An 18001-nucleotide genomic window follows, 5' to 3' on the forward strand; every position below is an offset into this window, starting at 1 on the left:
CTAAATTTCTTTTTGGAACGAATAACCCAAAATAGTTTCCACTTTTTTACTAGAAATAATTTTACCTTTCGATTCCGAATTTTTGGCAAAGGTAGGCAATGGTAAATTGAATATTTCAGCTTTTTTGTGATAATATACTTTGCGTGTTGGATGCTGAGGTGCGACAGCATTGAAGGTTTGATTCCATTCCCAATTGTCATCTCGAGCGAAGTCGAGAGCCTTTTCTATAATTCCAATACAATCTTCTCTTTGAATCATATTCACTGGTGCATCTGGATTTTCAACATTCGTTCTGCCTGCCAAAAATTTTATAGGATGACGATCATAACCAAGCAAACCACCAAAACGTATTACAGTAGTTTTAAAATGTGAATTTGATTGCAAAAGAGTTTCTGTAATTGCTAATTGTTTTCCGCTTTCGGTGTCAGGATTTGGTTTTGTTTCTTCCCTAATTTCAACAATTGGAAAACCATCACCATAAACCGAAGTCGAACTCACAAAAACAACTTTCTGAATCTCTGATTTTTCGATATATGGAATTAGATTTTTGATTTTACTTACAAATATCATTTCGTTTGAAGCCGAAGTTTCTCTTCTCAATCCGGGTGGAATATCAATCACTAAAACATCAGTTTCTTTTAGAAAATCTTCAATAGTTCCAATGATTTGGTTTTCTTCCAGTTGAATTTGGAAAGGCGAAATCCCAGCATTTTTCAATAGGTCTAATTTACTTTCCGAAGTCGTTGAACCTTTTACTTTGTAACCTTTTGAAAGCAATGATTTGGCTAAAGGTAAACCCAGCCAACCGCAGCCGAGGATGGAGATTTTTATTCCCATTTGTGTTTTTTTATGTAGGTATTTGTTGGAATATCGTAATCGTAATAAATAACATATTTAAAGCCAGCTTTAGTTAAAGCGATTGAATCTGGTTGGATTTCTTTGGTTAAATAAATGTGGCTTTCACTTGGATTTTTTTCATTAAAAATCACACGATAATATTTTCCAAAATTGTCAAATGTATATTCTGAATATCTTGCTTCTGAATAATATTTTTTGTCATTATCATGAAAATAATATTTTAAATAACTACTCTTTCCAAGTCTTATACTGTAAACTTTTCCAACGGTTTTACCTTGAAAATCATTAATCTTTTTATAATATTCTTTTTCGTTAATATTTGAATAAATCATAGTTAGGGAAATAAAGATGATTGTTATGGCTAACATAATCTTCCCTTTATTTTCTTTCAAAAAAGTTGAATAACTTTTCTTTTCTCTTTCTTCTTTCATCTATTTTCTTAACTATCTTTCTTCACCAACATATAAAAATCATCTTCCAAAGCGCGATAACCTTGGTCGTACAAAAAGAAATAGGTGTTGCCGGTTTTGGTTTGTAACATGCTGGTAAAAAACTCAAAATCGAAACCTTTACTTAGCAATTTGGTTTTGGTGGTTTTTCCTTTCTCTTCTGGGTTGAGTTCACACAAAATGCGGTAGTTTTTACGCAATTTGTTATTAATGTTGCGCATCAGATTGTTCTGATCTTTGTTCATTTTGTTGTTGTACGCATTGCGGCAGCCATCCGAACAAAACTTTTTGTCTTCGCGACCTATGATTTTATCGCCACATTCTAAACAGGTTTTACTCATGGTTTACTTTTTAAAATTAAACTTCATTTCTTTTCCACTATCTTCAAAAACCACGTAAATATTGATTTCGTTATCCGAAATTTTTTCAAACGTAAATTTGTCAAAATACACATGGGTTGGAGTAACTTTTACCAGTCTGAAATTCTCACTTACTTCCGCTTTTTCCCAACCTTTCAATTCGCCGTCAAAGTGTTTTAGTTGTAACAAAAGGGTTTTGTCTTTTTCAATAATGTGTCCCAATTCATAAAAAGCAACTTTTCCATCAACAACTAATTTAAAACTAAACATCATCGAATTTCCAATCGGTTCGCTCCACGTTTCTTGACAAATGCCGCCTAAAGCTTCGCCTGTCCAATTGCCCACAATCCATTTTACATCTTGTAAAGTGGCTTTTGGTGACCCTTTTTCATCGTTGTAATTCAAATTGTTTTGTGCAAATGCACTAAACGAACAAATAAAAAGTAAAAAATAAATACTTTTTTGAAAGAGAGATTTTTTCATCTGTAAAGTCTTATAGTTTAAGCGAATATACAAAAATAGTTTCCATTTACAAACGCTTACAAATATTTACAACCGAAATTAAATAGCTAATTACCGAATAACGTTTTTTTCTTGCCACATCTTTGCACTGTCGAAATGAACGAAATATTAGTCACGGTGTTCAGTCACAGTTTTCAGAAAATTAATAAGAATGGATTTCAAAAAATTATTAGCCTATCAAAAAGCTTTTTCATTAGCTACGGAAATTAAAAAAGTATCTGATTCATTTCCAAAAGATGAAAAATACGCATTAACAGATCAAGTTAGAAGATCATCAAGAAGTGTATGTGCCAATATTGCAGAAGCTTACAGAAAGAGAAGATATATAAATCATTTTATAAGTAAGCTTACTGATTCAGACGGAGAAAATTCTGAAACTTCAGTTTGGTTAGATTTTGCTTTAGAATGTAATTATTTATCAAAGGAACAGCATATTGATATGGTTGTAAAATCCGAAGAAATTGGTAAATTAATTAATTATATGATTTTAAATCCAACAAGATTTGGTTGTAAATTATAAAATTAAATACCTGTGACTGAACACTGCGACTGCGACTAAAAAGTAACATAATTATTAACATTAAATATTACACGCCATGAAAAACAGAGTACAATTAATCGGACATGTAGGTCAAGAACCAGAAATCAAAAACTTAGAATCTGGACGAGTAGCTAACTTCACAATTGCTACAAATGAAAGTTACACGAACGCCAAAGGAGAAAAAGTAGAACAAACCGAATGGCACCGCGTTTCCGCTTGGGGAAAAACAGTAGATATCATCGAAAAATTATTAACCAAAGGAAGTCATGTTGCCATCGAAGGAAAACTAACTCACAGAAGTTACGACGACAAAGACGGAAACAAACGTTACATCACAGAAGTGGTTGCGAATGAATTGGTTTTACTAAGCAAATAGTCAAGTTCAAGAACAAATTCAAAAATCAAGTTCAACACATAGATTTTTTAAATTATTCCAATTTCATAAATCTGTGTTCCAAAAAATCAAATAACACAAATATTTAAATTTTATACGCCATGAAAAACTCAGTACAATTAATCGGACACGTTGGTCAAGAACCAGAAATTAAAAACCTTGAAGGAGGAAAAAGAATAGCAAACATCAGCATCGCTACAAACGAAGTGTATTATCGTGAAAACGGTGACAAAGTAGAACAAACGCAATGGCATCGAGTAACCGCTTGGGGAAAAACAGCCGACATTATCGAACGATTTGTAACCAAAGGAAAAGAAATCGGAATTGAAGGTAAGTTAACCCACAGAAGTTACGACGACAAAGACGGAAACAAACGCTATGTTACAGAAGTAATTGCGAATGAAATTTTGTTAATCGGTAAATAAAGATGTTATGCAAGTTAGAGTATTTTCAATCCGTTTGGATAACGCATTTTTGGAGTACGACCAACAACAATTCAATGCTTTTTTGAATTCGGTTACGTTTAAAAAATCGAGTACGCAATTTGTGGAAAGTGATGATGCGCATTGGTCGGTGATTGTTCATTATGAATCAGAAGAACAAGAAAAACCAGAGCGATTGGAACGCAAATCGTACGAAGATTTAAATCCGAAAGACAAACAAGTTTACGGTTATTTGAATCAATGGAGAAACGAAAAATCAGAAGCTTTGAAACTGAAAAAGTATATGATTTGTCACAATTCAGAATTAATCGATTTAGCCATGTACAAGCCAAGCAACTTAGATGAATTACAACAAATCAAAGGTTTCGGAAAACAAAAATCGGAGCGATTCGGAGAAGATATTTTAGCAATTTTAAATGCCGTTTGAGAAAAGACCACCAGCGAAAGTTGGTGGTTTTTTATTTAAAACAAAATGTCTTTCGCTACTCGATAGGTATTCGCATGTGCTTCAATAATCGTTTTGATTTCAGGAGAATAACCGCCACCCATGCTCACTTGAACTGGAATTTGGTAACGCTCACAATTTTGGAACACAATGGCATCTCTTTTTTTACAACCATCGATAGAGCAACCTAATTTTCCTAATTTATCAGAAGCTAAAATATCAACTCCGGCCAAATAGAAAATGAAATCGGGTTTTTGTTGCTCTATTAGTTTAGGAATGATTTCGGAAATGGTTTTTAAAAAATCCTCATCAGAAGTATTGTCTTCAAAAGCAATGTCTAAGTCAGAAGTTTCTTTTTTAAACGGATAATTCGATTTTCCATGAGTGGAAAAGGTAAAGACATTATCGTTATTTTGAAAAATTTCTGCCGTTCCATTCCCTTGATGCACGTCTAAATCGATGATTAAGATTTTTTTTGCTAGTTTTTTATCTAACAAATATTGAGCAGCAATGGCTTGGTCATTCAATAAACAAAAAGCTTCCCCGTGATTTGAATAAGCATGATGCGTTCCGCCAGCGATGTTGAAGGCAACTTTGGTTTCAAAGGCTTTTTCGGAACCTAAAATCGTTCCTTGGGCAATTCGCAATTCTCGTTCTACAAGTTCTTTAGAAAGCGGAAAACCAATTTTTCGTGCTGCTTTAGGATCTAAAGTTAAATTCAGCAAATCGGAAACATATTCTTTTGTATGAATCCTTAAAACAGTTTCAATCGGGATAATTTCAGGTTCAAAGAAATCGGTTTTTAAAGCAATACCTTCGTGTAGTAATTGTTGTGGTAATAATTCGTATTTCAACATCGGGAAACGATGTCCTTCAGGTAATGGATGTTTAAAAATAGAGTGAAACGCAATCGGAAACATCTATGAGTTCATTAATTTTTGCAATTCATCTACAAATAAACCCATGTGGTAACCATCAACTAGGCTATGATGTGCTAAAACGGTCATTGCCATGGTTTTTTTACCATTTTCGAGCATTAATTTTCCATACGAAACTTTCGGGCAACTATCTTTTAAAGTATATTTTCTAGAGTGTGTTAACCCTGTGAAATTAATCCAAGGAACAGCAGAAAAGTGAATGATATTTTCAGGAAATTCTCTGGTAAAAAGTCCTGGTGTAATTTGAATTCTTTCAATTTCAGTTTGTACGATTTTGGCAAATTCGTGAATGTCAGAATGAAACTTCATAAACGAAAAACCAAACGTTTTATCTTCCCGCATGATGGTAGATGAAGCGTCAATTTCGTCATAAAGCACTACTTCGTTTTCTTCAATTCGGTATCTGAAATTTTCTACTTGGTTAACGGCAGCAATCGTTTTGTGTAAATAGTAAACAAAAAACGGAATTTTCATGGCTTTCGCTTTTTCGTAAGCAATAGTCATATCGATTGATGTGGTAATACCAAAAAAGGGCTCTTCGAAAGTATTGAAAAATTCAAAATGTTCTTTTCGATTCCAAGAAGATGTGTCTATTTTTTGTTTCATTTTAATAAAGCTAAGATTTCGGTAATGTTTGCAAATGATTTGAAATTTTCGTGCTTGATTTCGAAATCAATTTTTTCGTATTCCCAAGTCGTATGATACGGAATGTGTATCGCATGTCCGCCAATATTTAAAACGGGTAAAACATCCGATTTTAACGAGTTTCCAATCATTAGAAAATCTTCGGCTTTGCAATCCAAACGACCTAGCATTTTTTCGTAATCTAATTCGGCTTTGTCGCTCATTACTTCAATATGATGAAAGTAAGCACCAATTCCTGAATCGTGTAATTTACGATGTTGGTCTTTTAAATCGCCTTTTGTGGCAACAACCAATTTATATTTTCCTTTCAATTGTTCCAAAACGGATTCAACGTTGGGTAACAATTCGACAGGTTTTTGCAATAAATCTTTTCCAATGGCTAAAATTTGCTCAATTCCTTTTCCTGAAATTTGATGATTTGTCAATTGCAAGGCGGTTTCAATCATCGACAAGGTAAACGCTTTAATTCCGAAACCATACAAAGGCAAATTTTTCACCTGATGATTCAAAATCAATCCCAAAATTTCTTGACTCGAGGCATAATCTTGAAACAACACACAAAAGCGTTCTTGCGCCTCATCGAAATAAGGTTCGTTGTGCCATAAAGTGTCATCTGCGTCGAAAGCGATTATTTTTGGAGTCATAGTTGTTGTTTTTTACCGCAGATTCACAGATTTTTTTAAGTTTTTTTAATCTGCGAATCTGCGGTTATTTTTAAGATATCATTGCACCATTAATCACGCCTTCTGCATCTGGATTTACGAAAACTAATTTACCTTCTGCATTATTTGTTAATAACAACATACCTTCACTTTCTACACCACGTAAAGCTCTTGGCGCCAAGTTGACTAAAACGGTTACGCGTTTTCCAATTACTTCTTCTGGTGTAAAATGCTCAGCAATTCCAGAAACGATGGTTCTTACATCAATTCCTGTATCTACTTTTAACACTAAAAGTTTATTGGCTTTTGGCATTTTTTCAGCTTCGATGATGGTTCCAATTCGTAAATCTACTTTAGCGAAATCTTCGAAAGTGATGATGTCTTTTTGCGGTTCAGCTTTTGCGTTTTCCACTTTATTGGCAGTTTTAGTTGCTTCTAATTTGTCTAATTGTTTTTGGATTTCGGCATCTTCAATTTGGGCAAACAAAATTTCGGCTTGACCAATTTGATGTCCTGCTGGTAACAAATCAGTATTAGTCGTTACATCATTCCAACCTAAAGCATCGATTTTTAAAATATTTGATAATTTTTTTGCTGTAAAAGGTAAAAATGGTTCCGATAAAACTGCTAAAGCTGAAGCAATTTGCAATGCCACATACATTTGCGTTTGCACTCTTGCTGGATTTTCTTTTACCATTTTCCAAGGTTCTTCATCTGCTAAATATTTGTTTCCTAAACGAGCTACGTTCATTAATTCGCCTAACGCCTCTCTGAATCTATAACGTTCAATAGAACTTGAAATTACGGCTGGATAAGCTTTTAATTCAGCTAATGTTTGTTCGTCAACTTCTGAAAATTCGTTTGGAGCTGGAACAATTCCGTTGTAATATTTATTGGTTAAAACCACCACACGGTTGATGAAATTTCCAAAAATCGCAGCTAATTCATTATTATTTCTTGCTTGAAAATCTTTCCAAGTAAAGTCGTTATCTTTAGTTTCTGGTGCATTTGCTGTTAAAGCATAACGCAACGCATCTTGTTTTTCTGGAAAATCTTGTAAATATTCGTGCAACCAAACGGCCCAGTTTTTAGAAGTTGATAATTTGTTTCCTTCTAAATTTAAAAATTCATTTGCCGGAACATTATCAGGTAAAATATAACTTCCTTCTGCTTTTAACATCGCTGGAAAAATAATACAATGGAAAACGATATTGTCTTTTCCAATGAAGTGAACCAATTTCGTATCGGCATCTTTCCAATACGGTTCCCAATCTTTTCCTTCGCGAGCTGCCCATTCTTTGGTAGATGAAATATAACCAATTGGCGCATCAAACCAAACATATAATTTTTTTCCTTCCGCGCCTTCAACCGGGACATCAATTCCCCAATCCAAATCACGTGTTACCGCTCTTGGTTCTAAACCACCATCAACCCATGATTTTACTTGTCCGTAAACATTCGGTTTCCAATCGTTTTTATGACCTTCCAAAACCCATTCTTTTAAGAACGATTCGTAGCGATTTAAAGGTAAAAACCAGTGTTTTGTTGATTTTAAAATCGGCGTTTCGCCTGTAATAGTTGATTTTGGATTAATTAAATCGGTTGCGTTTAAAGTCGAACCACATTTTTCACATTGATCGCCATAAGCTTCAGGATTGTCGCACTTTGGACAAGTTCCCGTCACGAAACGATCGGCTAAAAATTGGTCAGCTTTTGCATCGTATAATTGTTCGGTAGTTTCTTCAATGAAATCTCCGTTATCGTATAATTTTTTAAAAAATTCCGAAGCTGTTTTATGATGAATCTCAGCAGAAGTTCTCGAATAATTATCAAAAGAAATTCCGAAATCTAAAAACGATTTGCGAATAATTCCGTCGTATTTATCAATTACTTGTTGCGGCGTAATGCCTTCTTTTTTTGCTTTCATTGAAATCGCTACACCGTGCTCGTCGCTTCCGCAAATGAAAGCCACATCTTTTCCTTGCAAACGCAAATATCTTGCATAAATATCAGAAGGAACATAAACACCTGCTAAATGTCCAATGTGAATAGGACCATTCGTATAAGGTAAAGCCGCAGTAATCGTATATCTTTTCGGATTTTCTAACATATCATCATAAAATTTGTTGCAAAAATAATCGATTAGTGATGAAATCCCGAATTTTAATTGGATTTTGTTTACTTTTGAGTTAATAAAATCTGACGATGTATAGATTTATTTTAGTACTTATTTTAATTTCAAACTTTTCTCATTCGCAAAAGAAAATGAAAATTCCACCTTATCTAAAAAAAGGCGACACAGTTGCTATTGTTTGTACGGCTCGTAAATTTTTTCCAGAAGATGCAAAACCCGCTATTGAATTATTAGCATCTTGGGGATTAAAAGCCAAATTAGGCAGAACCATAGGTTTAGATAGTTGCCAACTGGGCGGAACTGATGCCGAAAGAATTGCCGATTTTCAAGAAATGTTGGATGATGAGAATGTCAAAGCGATTTGGTGTGCTCGTGGCGGTTATGGAACCGTTCGAATTATCGATTCATTAGATTTTACCAAATTCAAAAAGCATCCCAAATGGATTATGGGATTTTCTGATGTAACGGTTTTACACAGTCAATTGAACGTGGAACGCGTGGCTACATTGCATTCAATTATGCCATTTACGGTTCCAAAAGCTCCAGAAGAAGTGAAAGAAACCTTGCGAAAAGCGCTTTTTGGAGAAGCTATTTCATATACAATTCCATCAAAATCGTATGATATAAAAGGAAAAGCTTCTGGCGAATTAGTGGGCGGAAATATTTCAATTTTATATAGTTTATTGGGTTCAAAATCTTCGATTGATACCAAAGGAAAAATTCTTTTTATTGAAGATTTGGATGAATATTTGTACCACATCGATAGAATGATGTACAACTTAAAACGCAATGGTTATTTCGAAAATGTAAAAGGAATTATTGTGGGAAGCATGTCTGATATGCACGATAACGAAATTCCATTCGGACAAAACGAAGTGCAAATTATTACTGCAATTGCTAAGGAATACAATATTCCAATCGTTTTCGAATTTCCAGCGGGACATCAAAAAGACAATCGAACTCTGGTTTTAGGAAAACAAGTAGATTTTGAAGTGAATGAAAAAGAAGTGATTTTGTCTTTCAAATAACTGAGCACTAAAATCTGAAAACTGAATATTTGAAAAGATGGCAGAACATAACGATTTAGGAAAAAAAGGAGAAGAATTAGCAGTTGATTTCTTAGAAAAAAACGGCTACGAAATCTTAGAAACGAATTGGGTTTTTGATAAAGCCGAAATTGATATTATTGCCCAAAAAAATGGAATTTTAGCTGTTGTAGAAGTTAAAACGCGTTCGAGTCTAGATTTTGGTTTGCCTCAAGATTTTGTAAAACCTAAGAAAATACAGTTATTAGTAAAAGCTATAAATGAGTATGTTACTCAAAATGACTTGGATGTTGAAGTTCGATTTGATATCGTGGCTATTCATAAAGAAAACACAGAATTTGTTATAGAACATATTGAAGAAGCGTTTTATTATTTTTAATGTTAAATTTATAACAATTTGTTTTTTATTTTATCTTTGAGCCAAATAAACAACAAGTAATATGAAAACGATATCCTCAGTAGTAGAGCAATACATTAAATCGAAGCCTTTTTTACTAAGTTCACTTTCGCAAGGAATTATTAATTTAACTTCACTAGCTCGTATAATGATGCCAGAATTAGAAGCACATTTAGGTAAAGATGTCAAGCAAGGTGCAGTTGTAATGTCATTAAAAAGACTTTCTGAAGAATTGGACTTCAAAATCAACTATAAAATTTCAAAAGTTTTAAAAAATATTGGTGAAATAACCGTTCGTTCTTCATTAACTGATTTTACGTATGTTATTTCAGATACGCTTCTAGATAATCAAGCTAAATTAATTTCAGAGATTAATAAATATCAAGATATTTTTTACACCTCATCTCGTGGTGTAAATGAGACGAATATTGTGATAAGTGCATCGGTTGAAGAATTAATAGAAACGATTTTCAAACACGAAAAACTAACGCATAAAATAGAAAATCTTTCTTCCATTACGGTTAAATTACCTCAAGAAAACATTTCGACTCCTGGCGTTTATTATTACATTTTTCAAAGATTAGCATGGGAAGGAATTATTATTCATGAAGTAATTTCAACAACAAATGAATTTACCATAATAGTTAGTGATGATCAAATTGATATTGCATTCAAGGTGATAAAAAACTTAAAAAATGTCTTTGATTAATAAAAAACCTCCTATTTTTTTTCACATCAAAAAATAAATGTATTTTTACCAAACTATATACTAAATTTGGTTTTTAGTAGTTTAGAGTACAAATACCTTTTACATTGAAAAGCAATTTAATTAAATATTCTTTTACAGTTTGTTTCTTCCTGATTTTGATAGCATGTTCTGTCAAAAAAGACAAGTTTATTAATCGTAATTTTCATGCGGTTACTACCGAATATAATGTTTTGTATAATGGTAATTTAGCATTAGAGAAAGGACTTCAAGAGTTAAAAGTAACTTATAAAGACAACTTTTGGGAAGTATTACCTGTTGAAAGAACTTCAGACATTGAAGAGGTTGTATTGCCTGGACAGACAAAAAGCAAAAACTTTGAAAGAGCTGAGGAAAAGGCGGTGAAAGCAATTCAAAAGCATTCGATGAATATTGCTGGAACAGAAAAAAATCCTCAAATGGATGAAGCTTATCTTTTGTTAGCTAAAGCTCGTTATTATGAAAATCGCTTTATTCCAGCTTTAGAAGCATTAAATTATATTCTCTACAAGTATCCATTGAGTGATAGAATTTATCATGCAAAAGTGTGGAGAGAAAAGGTAAATATTCGTTTGGATAATGAAGATTTAGCGATAAAAAATCTAAAATTACTTCTAAAAGATAAAAAAATTCAAGGTCAAGATTTAGCTGACGCTAATGCCATGCTTGCTCAGGCATATATTAATTTAAAAGTAAATGACACTGCAATTTCAGCTTTAAAAGTGGCTAAAGAAGCTACAAATAATAATGAAGAAAAAGCGAGATACACTTTTATTTTAGGACAATTATATGAAGAAATGAATTTTAAGGATAGTGCTTATGCTGAATTTGAAGAAGTTATTCAAATGAATAGAAAAGCGCCAAGAAGATACGTAATTCAATCACACGCTAAGCAGGCTCAATATTTTAATTACAGCAAAGGAGATACTTTGGTGTTTTTAAAAACCTTTAACACCCTTCTTGAAGATAGAGAAAACAGACCCTTTTTAGATGTTTTAAATCACCAAATGGGATTGTTTTATGATAAAAGTAATAACAATTTACAGTCAAAAAAATATTACAATAAATCGATTAAAGCAAATTCTAATGACAGGTATTTAATTGCTTCTAATTACAGAAATTTAGGCGAAATATTTTTCAAAGAAGCTAAATACAAAGTAGCGGGTAAATATTATGACAGTACACTTGTAAATTTAAAGGAACGAACAAGAGAGTATAGAAAAATAAAGAAGAAAAAAGATAATCTAGAAGATGTTATTAAATACGAATTGATTGCACAGCAAAATGATAGTATTTTAAATGTAGTTTCAATGAATGAAGTTGATCGTGTTGCATTTTATAAAGATTATATTTCTAAATTAAAAAATGAAGACGAACTAAAAGCCAAAAAAGAAGCTGAAAAAGCCAAAAAAGAAGCAAATATTTTAGCTAATAATAATTCAAATTCCGGATTAATAAACCCTAATACTAAGGGGAAAGAAATTAAAATAGTAAATCCAAATGGGGACTCAATGATGCCGCCTGGAATGATGGATGATAATTCAAGTTTTTATTTTTATAATCCAGTGGCTGTCGAATTTGGGAAAAAAGATTTCCAAAAAAGATGGGGGAAAAGAATGCTTAAAGATAATTGGAGATGGTCTTCTGACAAGGTGAATAATAACAATACTAATGATGATGATCAAAAGGATGTTGATAAAAACAAAGTGTCTGATTCAATTTCTTCTGATTTGAAACCTGAATATACGGTCGAATTTTATTTAAACAAAATCCCTACAGATCGAAAATTAATTGACAGTTTGGCAAAGGACCGAAATTTTGCTTATTATCAGTTAGGTTTAATTTATAAAGAAAAATATAAAGAATACGAGTTAGCCGCTTCACGTTTGGAGCAACTTTTAAAAAACACACCCGAAGAGCGTTTGGTGCTTCCGGCAATGTACAATTTGTACAAAATTTATCAGCAAATTTCGCCTATAAAAGCAGCTGATATGAAACAACAAATCTTGTCGCAATATCCAGATAGTCGTTATGCTCAAATTTTGAACAATCCTGAAGTTGAAATTACCGATAATGATAATCCAGAAATTGTTTTCAATACGTTATACAAAAAATTTGAAAACAACCAATTAAGAGAAGTTTTTGAAGAAGTTGATGAAGCTATTTTTAAATTTGCTGGAGAAGAATCGCTTCCAAAGTTTGAAATGCTTAAAGCAAAAATACTAGGCCGATTAAAAGGTGTAGAAGATTACAAAGTGGCGTTAAATTTCGTAGCTTTAACTTATCCAAATACCCAAGAAGGAAAACAAGCTGAAAAAATGGTCCAAACAGAATTACCTTTAATTGAAGCTTTAAATTTTGGATTGCAACAACCAACAGGTTATAAGATTATTTTTCCTAAGAGTTATCCATATGGTAAAGAGGTGAAAAATTTAACCGATAAAATTGCTAAATATATTAAAGAAACCAATGCTGTTGCTTTGAAATCATCTGAAGATATATATACAATAACCGATAACATTGTTGTAATTCATGGTTTTGATAATAAAGACGCAGCAGTTTCAGCATTAGCTGTATTGCAATTGCATAAAAATTATAAAGTAACAGATAAAGTTTATATTATCTCAACAGAGGATTATAAGATTGTGCAAATCAAGAAGAAGTTGAACGAATGGATTTTGTTAAATAAATAAGAACCTCAAATCCCTATTAATATGTTTGAAAAGGTAAAGAATCAAGATCATTTATTAGGAAAGACCAATAGAATTGTTGAAGGTACTATAATTACAGGTGATATTTCTACATTGGCAGATTTTAGATTAGACGGAAAATTAAAAGGAAACTTTACTTCTGAAGGAAAAATTGTAATTGGTCCTACTGGACAAGTTATCGGTGATATCATATGTAAAAGTATCGATATCGAAGGTGTTTTTTCTGGAAAATTGCAAGCAGAAGGGATGTTAAATGTAAAATCGAAAGCACATATAACAGGAGAAGTAATCGTAGGTAAATTAGCTGTAGAACCAGGAGCTCGATTTGAAGCTAGTTGCGAAATGAGAACCCAGAATAAATAATGGATTCAAATAAGAAACAAGCTAATAAGTGGTTGGTTTTCATGAATATCCCATTTCAAATGGGATTGATTATTTTTTTTGGAGTAATGATTGGGCAATGGTTAGATGAAAAATTTAAAATTGAAGGTTCTATATTAACGATAGTTTTTTCATTATTAGCCGTTTTCATAGCGCTTTACAATGTAATTCGTCAGGTTACTAAAATGAGTAATGATAAAAAAGAATGAGTAAGAAAATTGCGCGACTGTTTGTTTATTTAGTTCCAATAACTGTAATTTTTTACTTTTGTCAGGAATATATTTTAAGTACTTATTTTAATCAAATCGAATTTAAAATAACAACGTTTTCAATTTATTTGTTTCATTTTTTAACAGTTGCTGTTTCGTTCACTTTATTAGTGCTAGTAAATAAATATTTTTTTCAGCAAACTGGGTATGCTTTTTTGGCGTTTGGAATCATCAAAATGGGGCTTTCAGTGTTCTTTTTAATGCCAGTTATTGATTCTGATATTGCTAATAAGATTCCAGATGTGTTATCTTTTTTTATCCCGTTTTTCATTTTTTTGTTGTTAGAAACTATTTTTTCGGTTAATTTACTGAATAGTTCCGATTTGAAAGAAAACTAGTAAAAAGGATTTTTCGCTTACTTTTTTTAAAAATTATAATAATAAGTTTTCATTTTTTAATTAATAATGTACCTTTGCACAAAATTTAGAGGAAATAAATTTTACTATTATTAGTATAAGTATATGAGAATAGCAAATCGCACAATTCAATTTTTGTTTTCGTTATCATTTTTGATTTTACCATTAGTGGCTTCTGCAAGCGGAGGGCATTCAGAATCAGGAGATAAAGAGTTTAGCGCTACAGAACTTATTAATTCACATATTGGAGATTCTCACGAGTTTCATATAGCGGATTGGAACGGTCACGCAATTTCGTTGCCATTACCTATCATTTTATGGACAGATAATGGATTAGAGATTTTTTCTGCTTCAGAATTTCATCACGACAATACAGGTCACCATGTGGCTAAAGAAAAATTTGTTAGATATAATGAAGTAATTTTTTATGCTGACAAATTTGAAAAATTAAAAGAAGAAGATAAAAGTGCATTTAACTTTGCTGCTCGTCCTTTAGATTTTTCAATCACGAAGAACGTTTTCTCAATGTTAATGTCTGTTATTATTCTTTTAGTATTGTTTATTGTAGTGGCGCGTTCTTACAAAAAGAACAGCATGGCTCCAAAAGGCTTAGCTGGTTTCTTAGAGCCTTTGGTAATATTTGTTAGAGATGATATTGCTATTCCAAATATTGGAGAAAAGAAATATGGAAAATATATGCCGTATTTATTAACTATCTTTTTCTTTATTTGGATCAACAATTTAATTGGTTTAATTCCTTTCTTCCCATTTAGTTCTAACTTAACAGGAAATATTTACTTTACATTTGTTTTAGCACTTATTACATTTATTATCACTACATTGAGTGCAAATAAAGCCTATTGGGGTCATGTTTTTGCGCCACCAGTGCCAAAAGCGTTATATCCAATTATGTGGCCAGTTGAAATTATTGGGATGTTTACAAAACCATTCGCTTTGATGATTCGTTTATTCGCTAACATTACTGCGGGACACATTATTATTTTGAGTTTAATTTCATTGATATATATATTCAAAACAGTTGCAATTGCTCCGGTTTCAGGTGCTTTCGTATTGTTCATGAGTGTTTTAGAAATGTTAGTTGCTGCTTTACAAGCGTATGTATTTACTTTGTTATCAGCATTATTTATTGGTCAGGCTGTTGAAGAGCATGATCATCACTAGGATTGAGTTTTATTAATTATTAACTATATAAATATTTTATTATGGTATTAGCTGGAATCGGTGCTGGATTAGCTGTTATTGGAGCTGGAATCGGTATTGGAAAAATTGGTGGATCTGCTATGGACGCTATGGCAAGACAACCAGAAGTTGCTGGTAAAATTCAAACTGCAATGATTATTGCTGCTGCTCTTATCGAGGGTGTTGCTTTATTCGCTGTAGTAGTTGCATTAATTGCAAAGTAATTAAAACATAAACTTCTTACAGCGGTTGGCTGTAAGAAGTTTTATTACAAAACTAAATTAACAATATAGATATATGAACTTTACTTCACCAGAAAGCTTAGTATTTTGGACAACCTTAATTTTCGTTGTGTTTTTTCTATTAATGAGAAAATTTGCATGGAAACCTATTTTAGGAGCAGTTAAAGGAAGAGAAGACTCAATTAATAACGCTTTATTAGCAGCTGAAAACGCTAAGAAAGAAATGCAAAACTTGAAGTCGGATAATGAAAAATTATTAGCTGAAGCTAGAGCTGAAAGAGACTTGATGATCAAAGAAGCAAGAGAAATCAAAGAAAAAATGATTGCTGATGCTAAATCTGAAGCGCAAGCACAAGGCGAAAAAATGATTGAGGCTGCTAAAGCTTCTATCGAAAGTGAGAAAAATGCAGCTATGGCAGAATTGAAAAATCAAGTTTCTTCTTTGTCATTAGAAATTGCTGAGACATTATTAAAAGAAGAATTATCTAACAAAGAAGCTCAAACTAAATTGGTTGAGAAAATGTTAGGTGACGCTAAATTAAACTAATATCATGGCAGGAACTAGAGCAGCAATTCGATACGCTAAAGCTATTTTGGATATTGCCAAAGTAAACAATTCTGTAGATGCAGTTAATGCAGATATGTTTGCTATTGTAAAAGCAATTAAAGAAAGTGTAGAATTAAAAGACTTCTTGCAAAGTCCAATTGTTAAAGGTGAAATTAAATTTTCTTCTTTAAACGAAATTTTTGCTTCTGCTCAAAAAGAGACAAAAGGATTATTTCAATTGCTTTTAGCTAACAAAAGATTTGAATTATTAAATGATGTTGCTTTACAGTTCAATGCTTTATATGATGAACTTAACGGAATTGAGATTGCTAAGGTAACTACCGCTTTCCCAATTACGCCTGAGTTAGAAGCTAAAGTATTGGCAAAAATTGCATCGTTTTCAAATAAAAAAATTACCATTCAAAATATTGTAGATCCAGCTATCATTGGTGGATTTATTTTAAGAATGGGCGACAAACAATACAATGCATCTGTGGCAAGCAGACTGCAAAATTTAAAAAGAGAGTTTAGTAATTAATATACCATTAAAGATATATCAAAATGGCGGAAATTAAACCTGCTGAAATTTCAGCAATATTAAAACAACAATTATCAGGTTTTGAATCTGGTGCATCGTTAGAAGAAGTTGGAACAGTACTTCAAGTTGGAGACGGTATCGCTCGTGTTTACGGATTATCAAACGCTCAATACGGAGAGTTAGTTCAATTCGAAAACGGATTAGAGGCTATCGTATTGAACTTAGAAGAAGACAATGTTGGGGTGGTACTATTAGGACCATCAACAGGAATCAAAGAAGGTTCTACAGTAAAAAGAACACAACGTATTGCTTCTCTTAAAGTAGGAGAACAAATGGTAGGTCGTGTTGTGGATACTTTAGGTAACCCAATTGACGGTAAAGGTCCAATTGGTGGTGAGTTATATGAGATGCCATTAGAAAGAAAAGCACCTGGAGTTATTTTCCGTCAGCCAGTAACTGAGCCATTACAAACAGGAGTAAAAGCAGTTGATGCGATGATTCCTGTAGGTCGTGGACAACGTGAGTTAGTTATTGGTGACCGTCAAACTGGTAAATCAACAGTTTGTATCGATACCATCTTAAATCAAAAAGAATTTTATGATGCAGGTCAACCTGTATTCTGTATCTATGTAGCTGTAGGTCAAAAAGCTTCAACTGTTGCTGCTTTAGCAAAAACATTAGAAGAAAAAGGAGCTATGGCTTATACTATCATCGTAGCGGCTAACGCTTCAGATCCTGCTCCAATGCAAGTTTACGCTCCTATGGCGGGTGCTGCAATCGGAGAATATTTCAGAGATTCTGGTCGTCCAGCTTTAATTGTTTATGATGATTTATCTAAACAAGCAGTAGCGTACCGTGAGGTATCTTTATTATTAAGAAGACCACCAGGACGTGAGGCTTATCCTGGAGACGTTTTCTACCTACACTCTCGTTTATTAGAAAGAGCTTGTAAAGTTATCGCTAACGACGAAATCGCTAAAAACATGAACGATTTACCAGATTCTATTAAAGGAATCGTTAAAGGTGGAGGTTCGTTAACAGCGTTACCAATTATCGAAACACAAGCAGGTGACGTTTCTGCTTATATCCCAACAAACGTAATTTCGATTACTGATGGTCAGATCTTCTTAGATGGTGATTTATTCAACTCTGGAGTTCGTCCTGCTATCAACGTAGGTA

The 18001-nt window shown here is 32.7% G+C and carries 24 protein-coding genes; 16 read left to right on the top strand and 8 right to left on the bottom strand.

The features are described from left to right. The 4 genes from Q0075_RS05570 to Q0075_RS05585 are packed head-to-tail and all read right to left on the bottom strand — an operon-like array spanning position 1 to position 2149. On the bottom strand, positions 1–837 hold the full coding sequence (locus Q0075_RS05570; RefSeq protein ID WP_297868651.1) for an SDR family oxidoreductase: 837 nt from the start codon (positions 835–837) through the stop codon (positions 1–3). Next, entirely contained in the window at positions 828–1289 is a 462-nt protein-coding gene (locus Q0075_RS05575; RefSeq protein ID WP_297868652.1) for a hypothetical protein, read from the bottom strand. The genes Q0075_RS05570 and Q0075_RS05575 overlap by 10 nt, the downstream gene beginning before the upstream one ends. Before the next feature lie 8 nt (positions 1290–1297). Continuing rightward, the gene (locus tag Q0075_RS05580) at positions 1298–1648 is read right to left on the bottom strand and encodes a hypothetical protein (RefSeq protein WP_133608856.1); all 351 of its coding nucleotides are present in this window, start codon (positions 1646–1648) and stop codon (positions 1298–1300) included. 3 nt (positions 1649–1651) lie between these two features. Further along, positions 1652–2149, bottom strand: a complete 498-nt coding sequence (locus Q0075_RS05585) for a DUF6265 family protein (protein WP_297868653.1) — start codon at positions 2147–2149, stop codon at positions 1652–1654. Positions 2150–2339: 190 nt separating this feature from the next. Here Q0075_RS05585 and Q0075_RS05590 point away from each other — a divergent pair, with 190 nt between their 5' ends. From Q0075_RS05590 to Q0075_RS05605, 4 genes are all read left to right on the top strand, one after another. After that, on the top strand, positions 2340–2708 hold the full coding sequence (locus Q0075_RS05590) for a four helix bundle protein (RefSeq protein WP_297868654.1): 369 nt from the start codon (positions 2340–2342) through the stop codon (positions 2706–2708). Positions 2709–2784: 76 nt separating this feature from the next. Continuing rightward, positions 2785–3105, top strand: coding sequence for a single-stranded DNA-binding protein (gene ssb, locus Q0075_RS05595; protein ID WP_291110382.1), 321 nt, complete (start codon positions 2785–2787; stop codon positions 3103–3105). Positions 3106–3224: 119 nt separating this feature from the next. Beyond that, positions 3225–3548: a single-stranded DNA-binding protein gene (gene ssb, locus Q0075_RS05600; RefSeq protein WP_297868655.1), complete on the top strand. Its 324-nt coding sequence runs from the start codon at positions 3225–3227 to the stop codon at positions 3546–3548. 7 nt (positions 3549–3555) lie between these two features. Further along, positions 3556–3993, top strand: coding sequence for an HRDC domain-containing protein (locus tag Q0075_RS05605; protein ID WP_297868656.1), 438 nt, complete (start codon positions 3556–3558; stop codon positions 3991–3993). 35 nt (positions 3994–4028) lie between these two features. On the opposite strand, the gene Q0075_RS05610 is transcribed toward Q0075_RS05605, so the two are convergent. The 4 genes from Q0075_RS05610 to metG all read right to left on the bottom strand — a co-directional run bounded on the left by Q0075_RS05610 (position 4029) and on the right by metG (position 8366). After that, positions 4029–4931 carry a histone deacetylase gene (locus Q0075_RS05610; RefSeq protein ID WP_297868657.1) on the bottom strand — a complete coding sequence of 301 codons (903 nt, stop codon included), beginning with the start codon at positions 4929–4931 and terminating at the stop codon, positions 4029–4031. Further along, on the bottom strand, positions 4932–5555 hold the full coding sequence (locus Q0075_RS05615; protein ID WP_297868658.1) for a chloramphenicol acetyltransferase: 624 nt from the start codon (positions 5553–5555) through the stop codon (positions 4932–4934). It abuts the gene before it with no gap. Next, positions 5552–6238: an HAD family hydrolase gene (locus Q0075_RS05620; RefSeq protein ID WP_291110392.1), complete on the bottom strand. Its 687-nt coding sequence runs from the start codon at positions 6236–6238 to the stop codon at positions 5552–5554. Before Q0075_RS05620 ends, Q0075_RS05615 begins: the two co-directional genes overlap by 4 nt. Positions 6239–6308: 70 nt before the next feature. Beyond that, entirely contained in the window at positions 6309–8366 is a 2058-nt protein-coding gene (gene metG / locus Q0075_RS05625) for a methionine--tRNA ligase (RefSeq protein ID WP_297868659.1), read from the bottom strand. Between the two features lie 155 nt (positions 8367–8521). On the opposite strand from metG, the gene Q0075_RS05630 reads away from it, so the two are divergent. From Q0075_RS05630 to atpA, 12 genes are all read left to right on the top strand, one after another. Beyond that, positions 8522–9418, top strand: a complete 897-nt coding sequence (locus Q0075_RS05630) for an LD-carboxypeptidase (protein WP_297868660.1) — start codon at positions 8522–8524, stop codon at positions 9416–9418. Between the two features lie 37 nt (positions 9419–9455). Further along, a complete protein-coding gene (locus Q0075_RS05635; RefSeq protein WP_297868661.1) occupies positions 9456–9815 on the top strand; it encodes a YraN family protein in 360 nt (119 codons plus the stop codon). 61 nt (positions 9816–9876) lie between these two features. Further along, positions 9877–10542, top strand: coding sequence for an aspartate kinase (locus Q0075_RS05640; RefSeq protein ID WP_297868662.1), 666 nt, complete (start codon positions 9877–9879; stop codon positions 10540–10542). Positions 10543–10646: 104 nt separating this feature from the next. Then, a complete protein-coding gene (locus Q0075_RS05645; RefSeq protein ID WP_297868663.1) occupies positions 10647–13271 on the top strand; it encodes a gliding motility protein in 2625 nt (874 codons plus the stop codon). Positions 13272–13292: 21 nt separating this feature from the next. Beyond that, positions 13293–13652 carry a polymer-forming cytoskeletal protein gene (locus Q0075_RS05650; RefSeq protein ID WP_297868664.1) on the top strand — a complete coding sequence of 120 codons (360 nt, stop codon included), beginning with the start codon at positions 13293–13295 and terminating at the stop codon, positions 13650–13652. Then, a complete protein-coding gene (locus Q0075_RS05655) occupies positions 13652–13879 on the top strand; it encodes an AtpZ/AtpI family protein (RefSeq protein WP_297868665.1) in 228 nt (75 codons plus the stop codon). Before Q0075_RS05650 ends, Q0075_RS05655 begins: the two co-directional genes overlap by 1 nt. After that, complete coding sequence (locus tag Q0075_RS05660; RefSeq protein WP_297868666.1) at positions 13876–14277, top strand: hypothetical protein; 402 nt, start codon at positions 13876–13878, stop codon at positions 14275–14277. Before Q0075_RS05655 ends, Q0075_RS05660 begins: the two co-directional genes overlap by 4 nt. Before the next feature lie 123 nt (positions 14278–14400). After that, the gene (atpB, locus tag Q0075_RS05665; RefSeq protein WP_297868667.1) at positions 14401–15477 is read left to right on the top strand and encodes a F0F1 ATP synthase subunit A; all 1077 of its coding nucleotides are present in this window, start codon (positions 14401–14403) and stop codon (positions 15475–15477) included. A 41-nt stretch (positions 15478–15518) separates the two neighbouring features. Continuing rightward, complete coding sequence (atpE, locus tag Q0075_RS05670; RefSeq protein WP_026717725.1) at positions 15519–15719, top strand: ATP synthase F0 subunit C; 201 nt, start codon at positions 15519–15521, stop codon at positions 15717–15719. 73 nt (positions 15720–15792) lie between these two features. Beyond that, positions 15793–16284, top strand: a complete 492-nt coding sequence (locus Q0075_RS05675) for a F0F1 ATP synthase subunit B (protein ID WP_297868668.1) — start codon at positions 15793–15795, stop codon at positions 16282–16284. A gap of 4 nt (positions 16285–16288) precedes the next feature. Further along, complete coding sequence (gene atpH, locus Q0075_RS05680) at positions 16289–16822, top strand: ATP synthase F1 subunit delta (protein WP_297868669.1); 534 nt, start codon at positions 16289–16291, stop codon at positions 16820–16822. Positions 16823–16845: 23 nt separating this feature from the next. Beyond that, the coding region (atpA, locus tag Q0075_RS05685; protein WP_297868670.1) for a F0F1 ATP synthase subunit alpha at positions 16846–18001 on the top strand (1156 nt) is incomplete at its 3' end.

Source organism: uncultured Flavobacterium sp. (genome assembly GCF_937967675.1).
GTDB lineage: Bacteria > Bacteroidota > Bacteroidia > Flavobacteriales > Flavobacteriaceae > Flavobacterium.